The sequence below is a fragment of the Flavobacterium collinsii genome (assembly GCF_946903285.1).
Classification (GTDB): Bacteria; Bacteroidota; Bacteroidia; order Flavobacteriales; family Flavobacteriaceae; genus Flavobacterium; species Flavobacterium collinsii.
The window spans coordinates 1,538,798-1,554,243 of record NZ_OX336425.1 but is presented as its reverse complement, the minus strand read 5'-3'; the positions used below and the strand labels follow the sequence as shown (position 1 = coordinate 1,554,243).

Genomic DNA, 15,446 nt, shown 5'->3' with positions numbered 1-15,446 from the left:
AAACCAAAAGCATATCCTGAAACAAAATAACCACACAAGAAATGCAGCAAATTTTTAATTTCATTATAAGAAACAGTAATCGATTGCTGTTTTTGCTGCTTTTAGGTATTTCGTTGGCGCTCTCAGTTCAATCACATTCCTACCACAGAAGTAAAATAATCAGTTCGGCTAATTTTTTAACCGGAGGTGTTTATGAAAAAATCAATCACGTAAACGAATATTTGAACTTAAGAACTGAAAATGACGAACTTGTACTTGAAAACGCAAGATTAAAAAGTCTATTATTCAATAAACAAGACACCTCAAAACTACCTCTAGCAGACAGCGTAAAAGGAGTTAAGCCTGCGGATATTATTGTTTCAAAAGTAATTCACAACTCCTACAACACGCACGAAAATTTCATCACGCTAAATTCGGGATCAAATGATGGTGTTAAACCAGATATGGGAGTAATCAATAGTTTAGGAATTATTGGGGTTGTAGACAATACTTCACCAAGATACGCAACTGTCGTGAGTATTTTGAATATGAAATCACAGATAAATGCTAAACTAAAAAAGACAAACCACTTTGGTTCTTTAACCTGGGATGGAAAAAGCACGGGCTTTGTACAACTGGAAGATGTTCCTAGATTAGCTTCTGTAAGAAAAGGAGATACCATCGTAACTGGAGGGCAATCTGTAATTTTCCCGGAAGGAATTAATATTGGTACTGTAGAAAATATATACAAAAAAGAAAATTCAAGTTTTTATGTTATTAAAGTTAAGTTATTTAACGACATGACCAATCTTGGACACGTATATATCATCAAAAGTAAGGACAGAGAAGAACTTATTAATTTAGAAAACAAGGAAAAAAATGAATAGCGCTTTGTTACTCAATATTTTTCGATTTATTATGTTACTAGCAATTCAGGTTGTTATTTTCAATAATATGAATTTTTTAGGGTACATAAGTCCCTTCCCATACATCTTGTATATTATCCTGTATCCTGTTAATAGCAACAGAACTGGCTTGATAGTATCGAGCTTTTTGCTTGGAATTATCATGGACATGTTTTGTAATTCAGGTGGGATTCACGCAACAGCTTGTCTTGTACTTGCTTATTACAGGCCTTACATTTTTAAGTTTTCTTTTGGGCTTAGTTACGAATATCAAACCATTAAATTGAATGATTCCTTAACCCCTGAACGGTTTTCTTTTATTCTGGTTTCTGTTGTATTGCATCATATTGTGTTATTTATACTAGAAGCTTTTCAATTTAAATTTATTCTGGATGTTTTACTCCGAACTTTATTTAGTTCTATCTTTACAATAATCACCTCAATTATCATAATTTACCTTATTAAGCCTAATAAACGATGAGAAAAGTTCTGCTGCCCTCTTTAATTATTATTGCAGCATCTTTGCTAGTGATCAGGATCTTTTATTTGCAAATTATTGATGATACATTTAAGTTAAAATCCGAAAATAATGCGATAAAGAAAAAATATGACTATCCTGAAAGGGGTTATATTTATGACCGACATGGAAAATTATTAGTCGCGAATCAGGCTTCTTATGATATCATGGTAATTCCAAGAGAAATTAAGGAAGACCTTAATATCCCTGAATTCTGTGCTTTATTGAACATTACTCAGGAAGATTACGACAAAAGAATTGCAAAAGCTAAAGTATACAGCCCAAGACTTCCTTCGGTATTTTTATCACAATTGAACAAGAATGAGTTTGCAGCTTTTCAGGAAAAAATTCGAAAGTATGAAGGTTTCTATTTTCAAAAGCGTTCTCTTCGTGATTATGAAGTAGATTACGGTGCAAACATTTTTGGTTTTATTACTCAGGTAAACGAACGTTTGATTGCTAAAAACCCTTACTACAATAGCGGGGATTTAATTGGACGTCAAGGCGTTGAAGAAAGCTATGAAGACATTCTACGCGGTATTAAAGGCGTAAAATACATCCAGAAAGACAAATACAACAGAGAAATTGGCTCTTATAAAGATGGCAAGTACGACACTATTGCTGTAGCCGGAGAAGATATCAATCTAACAATTGATGCCGAGCTTCAGAAATACGGAGAAGAGTTAATGATCAATAAAAGAGGAGGAATTGTCGCTATCGAGCCTAAAACGGGGGAAATCCTGGCGTTAGTAACTGCACCTTCTTATGATCCCGGAATTTTAGTTGGGAGACAACGTTCTAAAAACTATACACTTTTATATCACGATTCAATCGCAAAACCACTCTACGACAGAGGGCTTTTGGCCGAGTATCCTCCGGGTTCTCCGTTTAAAATCCTGACAGGTCTGGTTGCTTTGCAGGAAGGCGTTATCAACGAACAAACTACCTTTATGTGTCATCATGGATTTAGCTATGGTAGAGGTCGCTTTATGAAATGTCACGGTTTTGGACCTCATCAATTACATAACGGAATTTACAATTCTTGTAATACTTATTTTGCACAATCTTACATGTTAACTATAAACAAATATTCAAATCCTGCTAAAGCGGTTGACGTTTGGAGTGACCACGTAAAAAGTTTTGGATTGGGACAATTTATGGGGTATGATTTACCAACAGGTAAAAGAGGAAACATTCCGACATCAAAAACATATAAGAAAATTTATCCTAACGGAGGCTGGAGAAGCACAACCATTGTATCCAATTCTATTGGTCAGGGAGAAGTTTTAATGACTCCTATTCAACTAGCCAATATGATGGCAACTGTAGCCAATCAAGGCTACTATTACACGCCTCACATTATTAAAAAAATTGAAGGAAAGAAAATTGACGCTAAATTCACCACCAAACACGTTACCACAATTGACCAAAAGTATTTCCCACCGGTCATAAGCGGTTTGTTTGATGTTTACAACAAAGGAACGGCTTACGCACTTCGCGTAGAGGGTATTGATATTTGCGGAAAAACGGGTACGGCAGAGAATTTTGCAAAAATTAACGGAAAAAGAACACAGCTTAAAGACCACTCTATATTTGTCGCTTTTGCACCTAAAGACAATCCAAAAATTGCAATCGCAATTATGATTGAAAATGGAGGATTCGGAGCAACAGTAGCAGGTCCAATTGCCAGTTTAATGATTGAAAAATATCTAAGACATAAAATCACAAGAACCGATTTAGAAACCCGGGTCTTAAACAAAAGCTTAGCAAGTGAGTATGCAAAATTAGGTGGTATGAACGAAGCCAGCGCGATTGAATCTACTCCAAAAGATTCTCTTTTAAAAGCTAAAATCATTACCCCTAAGCCGGTAACACCTAAAGCAGAAATAAAGAAGACCGTATCAGACACCACTAAAAAGAACTAACAAAGATTATTTCAAATGAAAAATCAAAGTGTAAAAAATAACATTGACTGGATAAGCGTTTTTATCTACATTTCGTTGGTGATATTAGGGTGGCTAAATATCTATTCTTCATCATTACTATCAACAGAAGGAACCTACCAAAAGCAATTAATCTTTATTGGATGTACTATCCCTCTAATTTTTGTGGTGCTTTTTGTGGACGGAAAATTCTATGAAAAATACGCAACTATTATTTTTGGAGTCTCGTTATTATCCTTAGCCGGTTTATTTTTATTTGGAAAAACTATTGCCGGACAAAGATGTTGGTATGCCATAGGAAGCTTCACTTTGCAACCATCCGAGTTTGCTAAAGCCGCTACATCATTGGCATTGGCCAAATATTTAAGTGATACCCAAATCAACCTGAAAGATACCAACCGACAGATTCAGGCCCTGGCCATTGTATTTTTACCGGTATTATTGATTTTGCCTCAACCCGACCCGGGAAGTGCCTTAATCTACAGTATTTTCATCGTTGTACTGTATAGAGAGGGTTTGCCATCCTGGTATGTTTGGACTGGCTTTATCACCATACTATTATTTGTATTAACACTCGTTCTGGAGCCCTATGTAGTTATTCTAATTGCTCTGGGAGTTTTAACCATCATACATTTCAAAGGAAGAGTAGTTGACCGAAACATTATCTTAAGCGGTATTCTTCTGCTTGTTATCTCAGGTTTTGTTTTCTCTGTAGATTATGTTTTTGATAACGTTTTTAAACAGCACCACCGTGACCGTTTTAATATCTTATTAGGAAAAAGTGTAGATATGAAAGGTATTGGATACAACACCAATCAATCTGAAATTGCTATTGGATCAGGAGGATGGATCGGAAAAGGCTTCCTCGAAGGAACTCAAACCAAAGGAGGATTCGTTCCTGAACAACACACCGATTACATCTTTACAACCGTTGGTGAAGAATGGGGTTTTGCAGGATCTTTAGTTGTAGTTGCACTTTTCGTGGGGCTATTTCTAAGAGTCATCTACTTAGCCGAAAGACAGAAAACAAAATTTAGCAGGGTATATGGATATTGTGTTGCCGGAATTTTATTCACCCACTTTTTTGTTAACATTGCCATGGTTATTGGAATTTTCCCAACAATTGGGGTCCCACTGCCTTTCTTTTCTTATGGAGGCTCCGGACTCTGGGGATTCACAATTCTACTGTTTATCTTCTTAAAAATGGATGCCAATAAAGTGAATGAGTGGTAGTTTTTTCTTGAGGCGCTAAGGTTCTGAGATGCTAAGGTGCTAAGTTTTTTATTCAGAGGCGGAATGATATTTAGAATTGCATTTCACATCTCACAACTCACATTTTTCATATAACATTTCACATTTCACAAAAGAAAACATATCCCATAAAAAAAGTCCGAAACTTAACTGTTTCGGACTTTTTTATAACTTAATTATTTTAAACTATATTTTTTCGCTTGGTCTCTTTTTAAAAAGCTTTACCAATACCGGAAATGTAGATATGATTACAATGATAATAATAATGTATTCAATGTGATGTTTTAAGTCTATTCCTTCTTTCAGGAACACACCATATAAATAGTGTCCTGCGAAGATCAATATAAACGACCATAAGAAAGAACTCAAAACATTATAGAACATAAATTTTTGTTTATCCATAGAAACAATTCCTGCAACAATAGGAGCAAAAGTCCTGAAAATTGGAAGGAAACGCGCATAGATAATCGCTTTTCCACCGTACTTCTCAAAGAAATCTTTTGATTGCAGTAAGTACTTTTTCTTGAACCAGAAAGAATCTTCCTTTTTGAACAGATAGTAACCGCTTTTGGCTCCAAACCAATATCCGGTCATATTTCCCAAAACTCCCATTATAGCAACAAGGGTTGAAAGTATAAAGACATTAAGAAAGTCTGCCGGAATATCAACAACATTCTGCATTAAATCACGACTGTAAATCCCTGCTAAGAAAAGTAAACTATCTCCCGGAAGAAAAAATCCTGCAAAAAGTCCAGTTTCTGCAAAAACTATAAAGAGAACAATAAATAAACCAATTTGAACCCCTCCAATGCTTAATGTTATATAAAATTCAGGGTTGATTAATTGAGTCCAATCAAAATTATTCATAAATGCGTTTGGTTATATTTATAAGTTTGTGAAATTAGCAATAATTTGCTTCAACCACAATTAAATGCCATATTTTAAAGATAAATTAACTATTAAAAGCCCGAATATACACCCGGGCTCTTTCGTTTTTTTTACTCTCTTACATACTTGCAGCAAGAATGCAAATTATCATAATCCGCATCCGTGGCTTTAACATCCTTAGTATCATGACCAACTTTAGCAATAACAGCATTCAAATCTGCAGGAGATGATTTTTCTTCATTTAAAATCACTGCAAGCTGATGCGTACTAATATCCCAAGTTGCAGACTTCACTCCAGGGACACTATAAGCTGCCTTTTCAATACGCTTTTTGCATTGCTCGCAATTACCGTTTACCTCGGTGGTATACTTTAAATTCTTGTTTTTCTTCGTTTGTGCCTGAGCTGAAAATCCTAAAAAGGTTATCAGCGCCATTAAAATTATTCTATTCATCTTGTTTATTATTTAGTGTTATTATTTTTATCTTATATATGAAATGTTCTATGTGAGATGCTAGATGTAAGATGGTTGAATAAATTTTCACATTTTACATCTCACTTTTCACAGATCACTTTTCACAGATCACATTTTACAATTACTTTTCACAGATCACATTTTACAATTACTTTATCTTAAATCGTAATCCTGCGTAATACATCTGTCCAAAAATAGGAGCATACGCAACAGAAGCATCAAAATTAAGACCAAATGGATCTGAAGCTCCTAAAATGGCTTTGTCCTGTTTGTAATTTCCAATATTCTCCCCTCCTACATATACTTCAAAAACAGGAGAAAAAATTCTCGTTACCTGAACATTCATCACTGCATACGAAGGTGAAAAATCAGGAAACTGATCTGCAGTCGGGTTTGACGCTGTATAAGGCAATTGTTGTTTTCCGGACCAGTTAAAAGTATAATCAAATTTCCATTGTTTATCATTGTTCAGCTTGGTTTCATATTCCAAATTTCCCAGAAAACGGTGTTTCGCCTGTAAGGGACGCTGAAAAGTACCACGCAAATAATCCGTTTGAATATCATAATACTTGTAAGCTGTTCTTAAATTCAGATTATGGATAAATTCAAAATTAAATTCCAGCTGAAAGCTATTCGCAAACGAACTTCCTTTCAAATTATAAAATAAAACATCCTGCGGACTTTGCATCAAGTCGACAACGGCCTGATTTTGAAAATCGGTACGATAGAAATCAAATCCAACTTCAGCATTTTTATTAAAAACACGGAATTTCTGAGAAAAACTCACTCCGTAATTCCATGCGATTTCGGGATTCAACCCATAAATTTTCCCACCTTGATCTAAAATCGAAAACGTTCTGGAACTTGCAAAAAGCTGTTGATTTTCGGCAAAAATATTGGCCGAACGTTTCCCTCTTCCGGCAGAAAAACGAAGCACCCCATTTTTCCATGGATTGTATCTCATGTGCAAACGCGGTGTAACAAATACCCCCAATCGATTATGATTGTCTACTCTACCTCCCAAAATCAAACTAAAATTATCGGTATTATCATAAGTATACTCAAAAAATGCACCAACAGAATTATCAATTCGGCTGTAATCATTTGCGTTTACAAATTCCTGATACTGATCGTAAGCAAAATTTAAACCGGTAGAGAATTTATGCTTTGTATTGTTAATAATCGAATTGAAAATTAAATTCGAATAAAAACTATTTTGCCTGATATCATAAAGACTCAAACCAAAATAAGAGTTTTGATTGTGGGTATTAAAGGCATTCTGAAAACCAATACTTTGATAGGGCATGTCTTTAAACACATATCCTATCTTAGTGGAAACATCAAAACGTTCTGTATTGATTTCTGAACCCCAATGATTTTTTGTCCCGCGATCGGTATCTTTATCGAAATCTACTTCTCCGGTTTGTTTCTTATCATTCATATATCTGAAATTGATAAAACTCACCAGACCACTATCCGGATTGTAGTATTGGTAACGGTTTAAAACATTAATTTGTTTCCCCAACGGATTGTCCAAAAAACCATCGTCGTTCATGTCGTTTTTGGCTACACGCGCATTACCATGAACAAATAAACTCGTTGCCCATTTATCCGATAATTTTTTATTAAAATGAGTATTCAACTCAAAACGGGCATCGGTAGAACCGTAAGCATTTAAGAAAAACGGAATGTCGTTTAATGGCTTTAAAAGCTCGGTATTAATTTGTCCCGAAATGCTTTCATAACCATTAATAACACTCCCCGCTCCTTTTGTAATCTGAACACTTTCGATCCATGTCCCCGGAGTAAACGACAATCCGTAAGCTTGTGAAGCCCCACGTACAGAAGGAAGATTCTCTTCGCTAATTAATAAATAAGGACTTGTCAAGCCAAGCATTTTAATTTGTTTGGTTCCGGTTAAAGCGTCGGAAAAATTTACATCTATTGAAGGGTTTGTTTCAAAACTCTCGGCTAGATTACAGCAGGCTGCTTTTAGCAACTCTTTGCTTGTGATAACAGATGTATTGGCAGTAAGGGTATAGGATTTTTTTATTCCTTTCTGTTTTTTTGTAATTTTCACTTCCTGTAAATCTTCTTGTGAAAACATGGATACTGAAAGCAAAAACATAACAAAAAGCATTATATTTTTTTGCATGAAAAAATGATTTTAATGTTAATTAGAAGGCTGTTTCTATAGAAATTTCCAAAAAAAAAGAAATAACAAAACAACATAGCACAAGTCAAAGCGACTTGATTCTAAACATTAAAATCAGGAATAAAAGATGTACTGATGGTATAATTTAAATAAGGGAGGTGCATTTGCATCAGAATAATACGAAGCAACCTGACTGCTTTTGAATTTTGGAATTGCAAGAAAAGCAATTGACTTATATTCCTGAGTTACCGGAAGAAAAGCAAACTGAAAAAAGAAAATCTTAAGAGTAGCATTGTCCGATTTTTTCTCAAAATGAACTACTTTGTCTTTACAGCAAGATGACTTTTTTTCAGAGGCTCCACAACAATTCTTTTCAGAAGCTGCAGCTGTTGTGTTTAACGAAACGGAAGCAATCTCACCTCCGCAATAGTGCACATCAAAAGCAAACCCAATGTTGGAGACCAACAGTAGGAAGGCTAAAAATAATCCCGTGCACTTTTTTAGTTTCATACTGCAAAATTATTTAAAAGACTCCAAAAAAGACCGTATAAAGTGTTATTTTTTTAATTTTTGTTGCTGATAATAAAATGCAGGAATAAACAACAGCACAAATATGGGCTGAATAATGAATCGTCGTACATAAAAAAGAAGCCAATTCCATTGTGGAAAACATTCGAGAATAACAAAAAACATTACCAGAAGCAGCACGGCAAAAAACACATATAAAAACAGGCTGAATTGAAACATATCACGATCCTGAAACAAGGTATAGATTAATACAAGAGACAGAATCATATTCAGGACGTATCTAAGTAACAGATTCCAAAAAAGAGCAAAGGTCTCTACTTCCGGGAAAGGCAAATTTTTAAAATTCCCGTCAAAATAACTTAGAAAAGGATCATAAAACAGCTGATTTTCAAAAGCTCTGATAACGGCAAAACACAATACAATCGCTGTCGCAATTACTAATTTGAATTTGTGTTCGAGGATTTTATTTAGCATACCTCGAAAATTTGTTTACCCAAACAATCCACAAAAGAAAAACGAAACCGTAAATCATTAAAGGGAACAAAGTTCCGTGTAAAAAATGATTGTGTTCGTGAAAACGAAACAGCAAAACCACCAATAGTGCAATTCTGGCTACATTTAAAACATAAATAGAAAAGATTCCAAATACTATAAACAACAAAGTGGCTTTAAACTTTCCGGAAAATGCCAGTACAAACGCAACAAACAAAATCATAACGCTTACCGCATTGCAGCCTTCAACGATTCGAACCGAATAATGTTTATTGTACCAAACTTCTAACCATGAATCGGTGAGACTTTTATGAACTTTGATATCACAATGAAACAATTGCATGAGTTGTTCAACATTTCGTCCCACAACATTGGTTATTCCATCTACTTCATTGGGTCTGAAACCGTTCAAATAGAACTTATACGCCAAGGTTAGTACAATATAGGCCGCAAAAAAAGTGCTTATAAAAATCAGGAAGGGCTTAAACTGTACTAAATATTTTTTCAACGGAATTTTTTTTTCAAATTTATGTATTTTTTGAGTTTAGCTTTAAATACTTTTGTATAAAATTTTAACATCATGACATTTCAAGAATTACAACCAAAAATAAGCGCTATTGTTTCTGATTCAGTATTAGTTAGAGACGAAAAATTATTAGCAATCTGTCAGTTATTGAACGAAAATATTGAATACTATAACTGGGTTGGTTTTTATTTTGCCAATCACGAAAACAAAACCCTGCATTTAGGTCCGTATGTGGGAGCAGAAACAGACCATACTGTTATTCCTTTTGGTAGAGGAATTTGCGGTCAGGTAGCCGAAAGTAATGCCAATTTTGTAGTGCCGGATGTTGCGGCTCAGGACAATTATATTGCCTGTAGTTTTACTGTAAAATCTGAAATAGTAGTTCCTTTATTTGTTGACGGTGTAAATATTGGCCAAATCGATATCGACAGCCATGTTATTGATCCATTTACAGAAGCCGATGAAAGATTTTTAGAATTCGTAAATCAGGAAGTTGCCAAATTATTTTAATCAAGATCTCATTTTTAAAAGTTAAATATGGTGTTAAATTACCAAATGTTTAATTTTTTCAATATTTAAACTTATTTTTTCAGAAAAAAGTTCTAATTTTGCACCGTCTTACAAAAGTTGTACGACATACATAAAAATCATTAAATAATATTGGAATGTATTTAACTAAAGAAAAAAAGGAAGAGATTTTCGCACAACACGGTGCTGCAACAAACACTGGAAGCGCAGAAGGTCAAATCGCATTGTTCACTTACAGAATTTCACACTTAACTGAACACTTGAAAAAAAATCGTCACGATTACAACACTGAGCGTTCACTTGTACTATTAGTAGGTAAAAGAAGAGCTTTGTTGGACTACTTGAAAAAGAAAGAGATCAACAGATATCGTGAGATTATCAAAGTATTGAATATCAGAAAATAATCAATATAGAAAAGAGGTGCGAGAGTGCCTCTTTTTGTTTTTACATTACAAGCATTTTATAAGAAAAAAAGTTTGGTTTTTCATTGGGTTTTAGAACAATAACTACACACAACAACAACTACAACACAACTAAAACCCATTGTATAACCAATAAGGAAAAATTATGATTCCACAATTATTTGTAGAAAAGATCGATTTAGGTGATGGCAGAAGCATCACAATCGAGACAGGGCGTTTAGCTAAACAAGCAGACGGTTCTGTAGTAGTAAGAATGGGCGATACTATGATTCTTGCGACAGCAGTTTCAGCTCGCACTTCTAACCCAGGCGTTGATTTTTTACCATTAACAGTAGATTATCGCGAAAAATTTGCAGCAGCAGGTCGTTTTCCAGGTGGTTTCTTTAAGAGAGAAGCTCGTCCAAGTGATAGCGAAGTATTAACAATGAGATTAGTTGACCGTGTTTTACGTCCACTTTTCCCAGACGACTACCATGCTGAAACTCAGGTTATGATTCAATTAATGTCTCATGACGAAGAGGTTATGCCGGACGCTTTAGCTGGTTTAGCGGCATCTGCAGCATTAGCTGTTTCAGATATCCCTTTTTATAACTTAATTTCTGAAGTACGTGTTGCACGTATCGACGGAAAATTCGTAATCAACCCAAGCAGAGTAGAATTAGAAAAATCTGACATCGATATGATGATTGGAGCTTCATTAGATTCTGTTGCTATGGTTGAAGGTGAGATGAAAGAAATTTCAGAAGCCGAAATGGTGGAAGCAATTAAATTTGCTCACGAAGCTATTAAAGTACAAATCCAGGCGCAATTGCGTTTGCAGGCTGCTTTTGGTAAAAAAGAAATTCGTACTTACGAAGGTGAGAAAGAAAACGAAGAAATCTACAAAAAAGTAAAAGCTGCAGCATACGATAAAATCTATGCTATTGCGAAAGTTGGTTCAGCTAAACACGAAAGAGGCGCTGCATTTGCTGAAGTAAAAGAAGAAGTAAAAGCTTTATTTACAGAAGAAGAATTGGCTGCTGACGGAGATTTAGTTTCTAAATATTTCTACAAAACAAACAAAGAAGCTGTTCGTAACGTAGTGTTGGAATTAGGCGTTCGTTTAGACGGTAGAAAAACAACAGATATTAGACCAATCTGGTGTGAAACTGATTATTTACCAAGAGTTCACGGATCTTCATTGTTTACACGTGGAGAAACTCAGGCATTGGCAACTGTAACTCTTGGAACTTCAAGAGAAGCAAATCAAATTGACTCTCCATCTGAACAAGGTGAAGAGAAATTCTATTTACACTATAACTTCCCTCCTTTCTCAACTGGTGAAGCAAAACCTCTAAGAGGAACTTCAAGAAGAGAAGTAGGTCACGGTAACTTGGCTCAAAGAGCTTTGAAAAACATGATCCCTGCTGATTGTCCTTACACCATTCGTGTTGTTTCTGAAGTATTAGAATCTAATGGTTCTTCTTCTATGGCAACCGTTTGTGCAGGAACAATGGCTTTAATGGATGCTGGAGTTCAAATGACAAAACCGGTTTCAGGAATCGCTATGGGATTAATTACTGACGGTGAGAAATTTGCTGTATTGTCAGACATTTTAGGAGATGAAGATCACTTAGGAGATATGGACTTTAAAGTAACCGGAACTGCTGACGGTATTACCGCTTGTCAAATGGACATCAAAATTGATGGTTTACGTTACGACATTATGGAACAAGCTTTAGGACAAGCACGTGAAGGACGTTTACACATTCTGGGTAAATTAACTGAAACAATTGCAACTCCAAGAGCTGACGTAAAAGCACATGCACCAAAAATCATCACCAGAACTATTCCTGGAAACTTTATTGGAGCATTGATCGGACCTGGTGGAAAAGTAATTCAGGAATTACAAAAGGCTACAGGAACTACTATTGTAATCAACGAAGTTGACGAACAAGGTGTGATTGAAATCTTAGGTACAGATCCTGCGGGAATTGAAGCAGTATTGGCAAAAATTAAGTCGATCACTTTCAAACCACAAACGGGAGAAGCTTACGAAGTAAAAGTAATTAAAATGTTAGATTTTGGAGCTGTAGTAGAATATACATCCGCACCAGGAAACGAAGTTTTATTACACGTTTCTGAATTAGCATGGGAACGCACTGAAAATGTTACCGATGTTGTAAACATGGGCGATGTATTCCAAGTGAAATACTTAGGTGTAGATCCTAAAACTAAAAAAGAAAAAGTGTCAAGAAAAGCACTTTTACAAAGACCTCCACGTGAGGAGAAAAAAGAGTAATCAGATCTTAGTTTACTAAAGGTTTATTCATAGAAAACCCCAATTCATGTATTTTGAATTGGGGTTTTTCGTTTTTAAGTTATTGCCTGTAAACTATTCCAAACATAAGACTTTGTGAACCAAAATTCGTTTCGACCTGGTCATTAAACAAACCATACGGCGACCACTGATAATGACATTGCAATCCTGTATTTCTGTAATTCAGCTTAATTCCTTGCGACAAATAAAATGTAGTTAAAACTTCTTTTGTATGCTCGCCACTTTCAAATTCTAATTCCTTTTGAGCATTATAAAAATTTAAAGCCAATCCAATTCCGGAATTCCATTCTAAATTAAAATCTGTTTTTCGTTGCGATAACGAAATAACTTTTGCAAAACGAGTTCCTATATTTATTGCAAAATGACTTGATTTATATTGCACAACCGAATCACGGTATTTAAAATTCACATTTAAAGGCTTTTTAGGTATAAAAAAATTAAAACCAAAATCTATAAAATCTTCGCGATTCATTTTTGTCCTATACCAAAATCCAAACGATGGTGATAAATCAAACTTATTCGAAAGTTTTCCTATGGGCTGCAAAAAACCTGCCTCGATATAAATTCTTTCATATTCAACAGAAGAATCCTTAGATTCAGTTTGAGAAAACGCAACTATTGAAAACATAGAAATTAACAACAATAAAACTCTTCTCATGATCTTACCAATTTAAAAAAGGCATTGACCTTTTATTATTAACATTCCAAATCCCTAACTGAAAACCTTTCGAATTCGATTTATTAAAAACTCCTATCTGCAAACCCCTATTGATTCTCGTTTGATTAAAAACCCCTATATGCAACCCGCTTAATTGATACGATTGATTGTAGACTCCAATTGTTGAACCACTCAAATCATTATTAGCATTATAAATACCTACCGAAAGTCCGTTTTGATGATCAGTAATCGCTCCTAAAACAGTAACCGAAAGACCATTAAAATTCCTGAATTTATTTCCAGCCGAAATATTTAATCCGTTCATACTGGTCGTGGTAAAAAAACATCCTGAGCTAATATTTAAACCATTCAATTTCAATTCGGGCGTATAACTCATGTTTTTAATTTTGTAATCTTCCTCACTATTTCTAATCTGGTTGCTTTTTTTATTATTTTTAATAATTTCCGGAAGATACATCAAAGACATAAACCCCATTAAAGCCCCAACGGCAGGTGCCGGATTTGCTTCTATATTTAAACCGTTAATTACCTGAGAGCTGATATGTCTATTTTCAACATGACCAACTCCAAGAACCAATCCATTTACTTTGTCTACTTTTTTAGAGATTGGAGAAAGACTAAAAATTTGCGAATGCTGTTTAACAGAATCAATAACCTGAATTTTAATTGTATCCTGAGCGCGTATTACTCCAAAGACAAATAATAACAGTACTAAAAATGATGTTTTCATAATTATAGTTTTAAAATTACAAGGCAAACGTATTGCTATTATCACATACGAGTTTGCAAAAATCAATAAAACTATTTACTACATTTGTGATTATCGCAAATTATGAAATATCAAGAATCCTTATTAAAAGCAATTAGATCCAAAGTTTCTCCATCGGTTTCTTTAATAGATGAGATAGCGGCTATTTTAGAAATTAGCTATGATGCTTCACACCGGAGAATATCTCAAAAGAGCAAATTTTCAATAGATGAAGCAATAAAACTTGCCGATCATTTTAATATCTCTTTAGACAATTTATTTTTCAACAAAGAGAAAGTCATTGTCGAGAAAACAATCGAAATCGAGACCTTAAAAGATATGCTTCAGTATTTCAAATCCTCAGCAGAACAAGTTGAAATACTAACAAAGAATCCAGAAACCATACTTTATTATTCTGCAAAAGATATTCCGCTATTTTATTTTATGGACGGAACTATACTGTCTAAATTCAAAGCTTTTGTTTGGCTGAATCTTTTAAATACAAATCAGAAAAAAATTTCTTTTGAGAATTTTGTTATCGAAGAATCGTTTACCGAATTCATGCAAAAACTAAAAAAAGCATATGAAAATACTTTTGTAAATGAAATCTGGAACGATACTACTATAAACAGTAGCCTACAGCAGATTCTATATTTTTACGAAGCTAGTTTGCTAGATTTAAAAAGCGCTAATGCACTTTGTAAAGACTTAAAAAGGGTCATCAATCTAATACAGGAAAAATGCAATAAACCCAATACTAATTTTACCATTTATTATAATGAACTGATCTTACTAAACAACAATATGCTTATTGAAACTGACCAGAAATTGACCATGTTTGTTCCTTATACCTTACTTGGTTATTTCATTACTGACAATGATGACAGTTGCAAAAATGTACATCAGTTTTTTAAGCAGCAAATTAGTAATTCAAAGCCATTAGGACAATCAGGTATTAAAGAGCAAAATTTATTCTTTAACAGAGCCATTAGAAAAATCGATTATTATATCGAAAAGATAAACTCGCAAGTCGACTTATTTTTTTAAAAATAGATTCTATTAAATTTCATAGAAAACCCCAATTCATGTATT

Annotated in this window: 16 protein-coding genes; 8 read left to right on the top strand and 8 right to left on the bottom strand. The window is 34.3% G+C overall.

The annotated features are described in order from the left end of the window. The first annotated feature begins 41 nt into the window (after positions 1-41). The 4 genes from mreC to rodA are packed head-to-tail and all read left to right on the top strand — an operon-like array spanning position 42 to position 4,577. Positions 42-866: a rod shape-determining protein MreC gene (mreC, locus tag OGZ34_RS06995; RefSeq protein WP_173966572.1), complete on the top strand. Its 825-nt coding sequence runs from the start codon at positions 42-44 to the stop codon at positions 864-866. Further along, entirely contained in the window at positions 859-1,365 is a 507-nt protein-coding gene (locus OGZ34_RS06990; protein WP_246253240.1) for a rod shape-determining protein MreD, read from the top strand. The genes mreC and OGZ34_RS06990 overlap by 8 nt, the downstream gene beginning before the upstream one ends. Continuing rightward, a complete protein-coding gene (gene mrdA, locus OGZ34_RS06985) occupies positions 1,362-3,326 on the top strand; it encodes a penicillin-binding protein 2 (RefSeq protein ID WP_173966573.1) in 1,965 nt (654 codons plus the stop codon). Before OGZ34_RS06990 ends, mrdA begins: the two co-directional genes overlap by 4 nt. 15 nt (positions 3,327-3,341) lie before the next feature. Next, positions 3,342-4,577: a rod shape-determining protein RodA gene (gene rodA, locus OGZ34_RS06980; protein ID WP_263362577.1), complete on the top strand. Its 1,236-nt coding sequence runs from the start codon at positions 3,342-3,344 to the stop codon at positions 4,575-4,577. Between the two features lie 204 nt (positions 4,578-4,781). Here the strand turns inward: rodA and OGZ34_RS06975 are convergent, their stop codons facing one another. The 6 genes from OGZ34_RS06975 to xrtF form a co-directional block, all read right to left on the bottom strand. Continuing rightward, positions 4,782-5,462: a DedA family protein gene (locus OGZ34_RS06975; RefSeq protein ID WP_173966575.1), complete on the bottom strand. Its 681-nt coding sequence runs from the start codon at positions 5,460-5,462 to the stop codon at positions 4,782-4,784. 131 nt (positions 5,463-5,593) lie between these two features. After that, positions 5,594-5,935 carry a heavy-metal-associated domain-containing protein gene (locus OGZ34_RS06970; RefSeq protein ID WP_263362576.1) on the bottom strand — a complete coding sequence of 114 codons (342 nt, stop codon included), beginning with the start codon at positions 5,933-5,935 and terminating at the stop codon, positions 5,594-5,596. Between the two features lie 169 nt (positions 5,936-6,104). Continuing rightward, positions 6,105-8,111: a TonB-dependent receptor plug domain-containing protein gene (locus OGZ34_RS06965; protein ID WP_263362575.1), complete on the bottom strand. Its 2,007-nt coding sequence runs from the start codon at positions 8,109-8,111 to the stop codon at positions 6,105-6,107. A 114-nt stretch (positions 8,112-8,225) separates the two neighbouring features. After that, the gene (locus OGZ34_RS06960; RefSeq protein WP_263362574.1) at positions 8,226-8,621 is read right to left on the bottom strand and encodes an HYC_CC_PP family protein; all 396 of its coding nucleotides are present in this window, start codon (positions 8,619-8,621) and stop codon (positions 8,226-8,228) included. A gap of 45 nt (positions 8,622-8,666) precedes the next feature. Next, positions 8,667-9,113, bottom strand: a complete 447-nt coding sequence (locus OGZ34_RS06955; protein WP_263362573.1) for an exosortase F system-associated membrane protein — start codon at positions 9,111-9,113, stop codon at positions 8,667-8,669. Continuing rightward, a complete protein-coding gene (gene xrtF, locus OGZ34_RS06950) occupies positions 9,103-9,639 on the bottom strand; it encodes an exosortase family protein XrtF (RefSeq protein ID WP_263362572.1) in 537 nt (178 codons plus the stop codon). Before xrtF ends, OGZ34_RS06955 begins: the two co-directional genes overlap by 11 nt. Positions 9,640-9,711: 72 nt before the next feature. Here xrtF and OGZ34_RS06945 point away from each other — a divergent pair, with 72 nt between their 5' ends. From OGZ34_RS06945 to OGZ34_RS06935, 3 genes are all read left to right on the top strand, one after another. Further along, a complete protein-coding gene (locus OGZ34_RS06945) occupies positions 9,712-10,167 on the top strand; it encodes a GAF domain-containing protein (protein ID WP_263362571.1) in 456 nt (151 codons plus the stop codon). Positions 10,168-10,322: 155 nt separating this feature from the next. Beyond that, positions 10,323-10,589: a 30S ribosomal protein S15 gene (gene rpsO, locus OGZ34_RS06940; protein ID WP_026983900.1), complete on the top strand. Its 267-nt coding sequence runs from the start codon at positions 10,323-10,325 to the stop codon at positions 10,587-10,589. A gap of 163 nt (positions 10,590-10,752) precedes the next feature. Beyond that, positions 10,753-12,888 (top strand): polyribonucleotide nucleotidyltransferase, encoded by a 2,136-nt coding sequence (locus tag OGZ34_RS06935; RefSeq protein ID WP_263362570.1) that lies wholly within the window; start codon positions 10,753-10,755, stop codon positions 12,886-12,888. 79 nt (positions 12,889-12,967) lie between these two features. Here OGZ34_RS06935 and OGZ34_RS06930 read toward each other — a convergent pair whose 3' ends face one another. Next, on the bottom strand, positions 12,968-13,585 hold the full coding sequence (locus tag OGZ34_RS06930; RefSeq protein WP_263362569.1) for a hypothetical protein: 618 nt from the start codon (positions 13,583-13,585) through the stop codon (positions 12,968-12,970). A 4-nt stretch (positions 13,586-13,589) separates the two neighbouring features. Beyond that, positions 13,590-14,336 carry an LA_2272 family surface repeat-containing protein gene (locus tag OGZ34_RS06925; RefSeq protein ID WP_173966585.1) on the bottom strand — a complete coding sequence of 249 codons (747 nt, stop codon included), beginning with the start codon at positions 14,334-14,336 and terminating at the stop codon, positions 13,590-13,592. Between the two features lie 102 nt (positions 14,337-14,438). Here OGZ34_RS06925 and OGZ34_RS06920 point away from each other — a divergent pair, with 102 nt between their 5' ends. Continuing rightward, the gene (locus OGZ34_RS06920; RefSeq protein WP_173966586.1) at positions 14,439-15,401 is read left to right on the top strand and encodes a hypothetical protein; all 963 of its coding nucleotides are present in this window, start codon (positions 14,439-14,441) and stop codon (positions 15,399-15,401) included. The last annotated feature ends 45 nt before the right edge of the window (positions 15,402-15,446 follow it).

What these genes read in the sequence shown, in the direction of transcription:
- mreC (WP_173966572.1), top strand. Translation starts at nt 42, where the DNA reads ATGCAGCAAATTTTTAATTTCATTATAAGAAACAGTAATCGATTGCTG.
- OGZ34_RS06990 (WP_246253240.1), top strand. Translation starts at nt 859, where the DNA reads ATGAATAGCGCTTTGTTACTCAATATTTTTCGATTTATTATGTTACTA.
- mrdA (WP_173966573.1), top strand. Translation starts at nt 1,362, where the DNA reads ATGAGAAAAGTTCTGCTGCCCTCTTTAATTATTATTGCAGCATCTTTG.
- rodA (WP_263362577.1), top strand. Translation starts at nt 3,342, where the DNA reads ATGAAAAATCAAAGTGTAAAAAATAACATTGACTGGATAAGCGTTTTT.
- OGZ34_RS06975 (WP_173966575.1), bottom strand. Translation starts at nt 5,462, where the DNA reads ATGAATAATTTTGATTGGACTCAATTAATCAACCCTGAATTTTATATA.
- OGZ34_RS06970 (WP_263362576.1), bottom strand. Translation starts at nt 5,935, where the DNA reads ATGAATAGAATAATTTTAATGGCGCTGATAACCTTTTTAGGATTTTCA.
- OGZ34_RS06965 (WP_263362575.1), bottom strand. Translation starts at nt 8,111, where the DNA reads ATGCAAAAAAATATAATGCTTTTTGTTATGTTTTTGCTTTCAGTATCC.
- OGZ34_RS06960 (WP_263362574.1), bottom strand. Translation starts at nt 8,621, where the DNA reads ATGAAACTAAAAAAGTGCACGGGATTATTTTTAGCCTTCCTACTGTTG.
- OGZ34_RS06955 (WP_263362573.1), bottom strand. Translation starts at nt 9,113, where the DNA reads ATGCTAAATAAAATCCTCGAACACAAATTCAAATTAGTAATTGCGACA.
- OGZ34_RS06945 (WP_263362571.1), top strand. Translation starts at nt 9,712, where the DNA reads ATGACATTTCAAGAATTACAACCAAAAATAAGCGCTATTGTTTCTGAT.
- rpsO (WP_026983900.1), top strand. Translation starts at nt 10,323, where the DNA reads ATGTATTTAACTAAAGAAAAAAAGGAAGAGATTTTCGCACAACACGGT.
- OGZ34_RS06935 (WP_263362570.1), top strand. Translation starts at nt 10,753, where the DNA reads ATGATTCCACAATTATTTGTAGAAAAGATCGATTTAGGTGATGGCAGA.
- OGZ34_RS06930 (WP_263362569.1), bottom strand. Translation starts at nt 13,585, where the DNA reads ATGAGAAGAGTTTTATTGTTGTTAATTTCTATGTTTTCAATAGTTGCG.
- OGZ34_RS06925 (WP_173966585.1), bottom strand. Translation starts at nt 14,336, where the DNA reads ATGAAAACATCATTTTTAGTACTGTTATTATTTGTCTTTGGAGTAATA.
- OGZ34_RS06920 (WP_173966586.1), top strand. Translation starts at nt 14,439, where the DNA reads ATGAAATATCAAGAATCCTTATTAAAAGCAATTAGATCCAAAGTTTCT.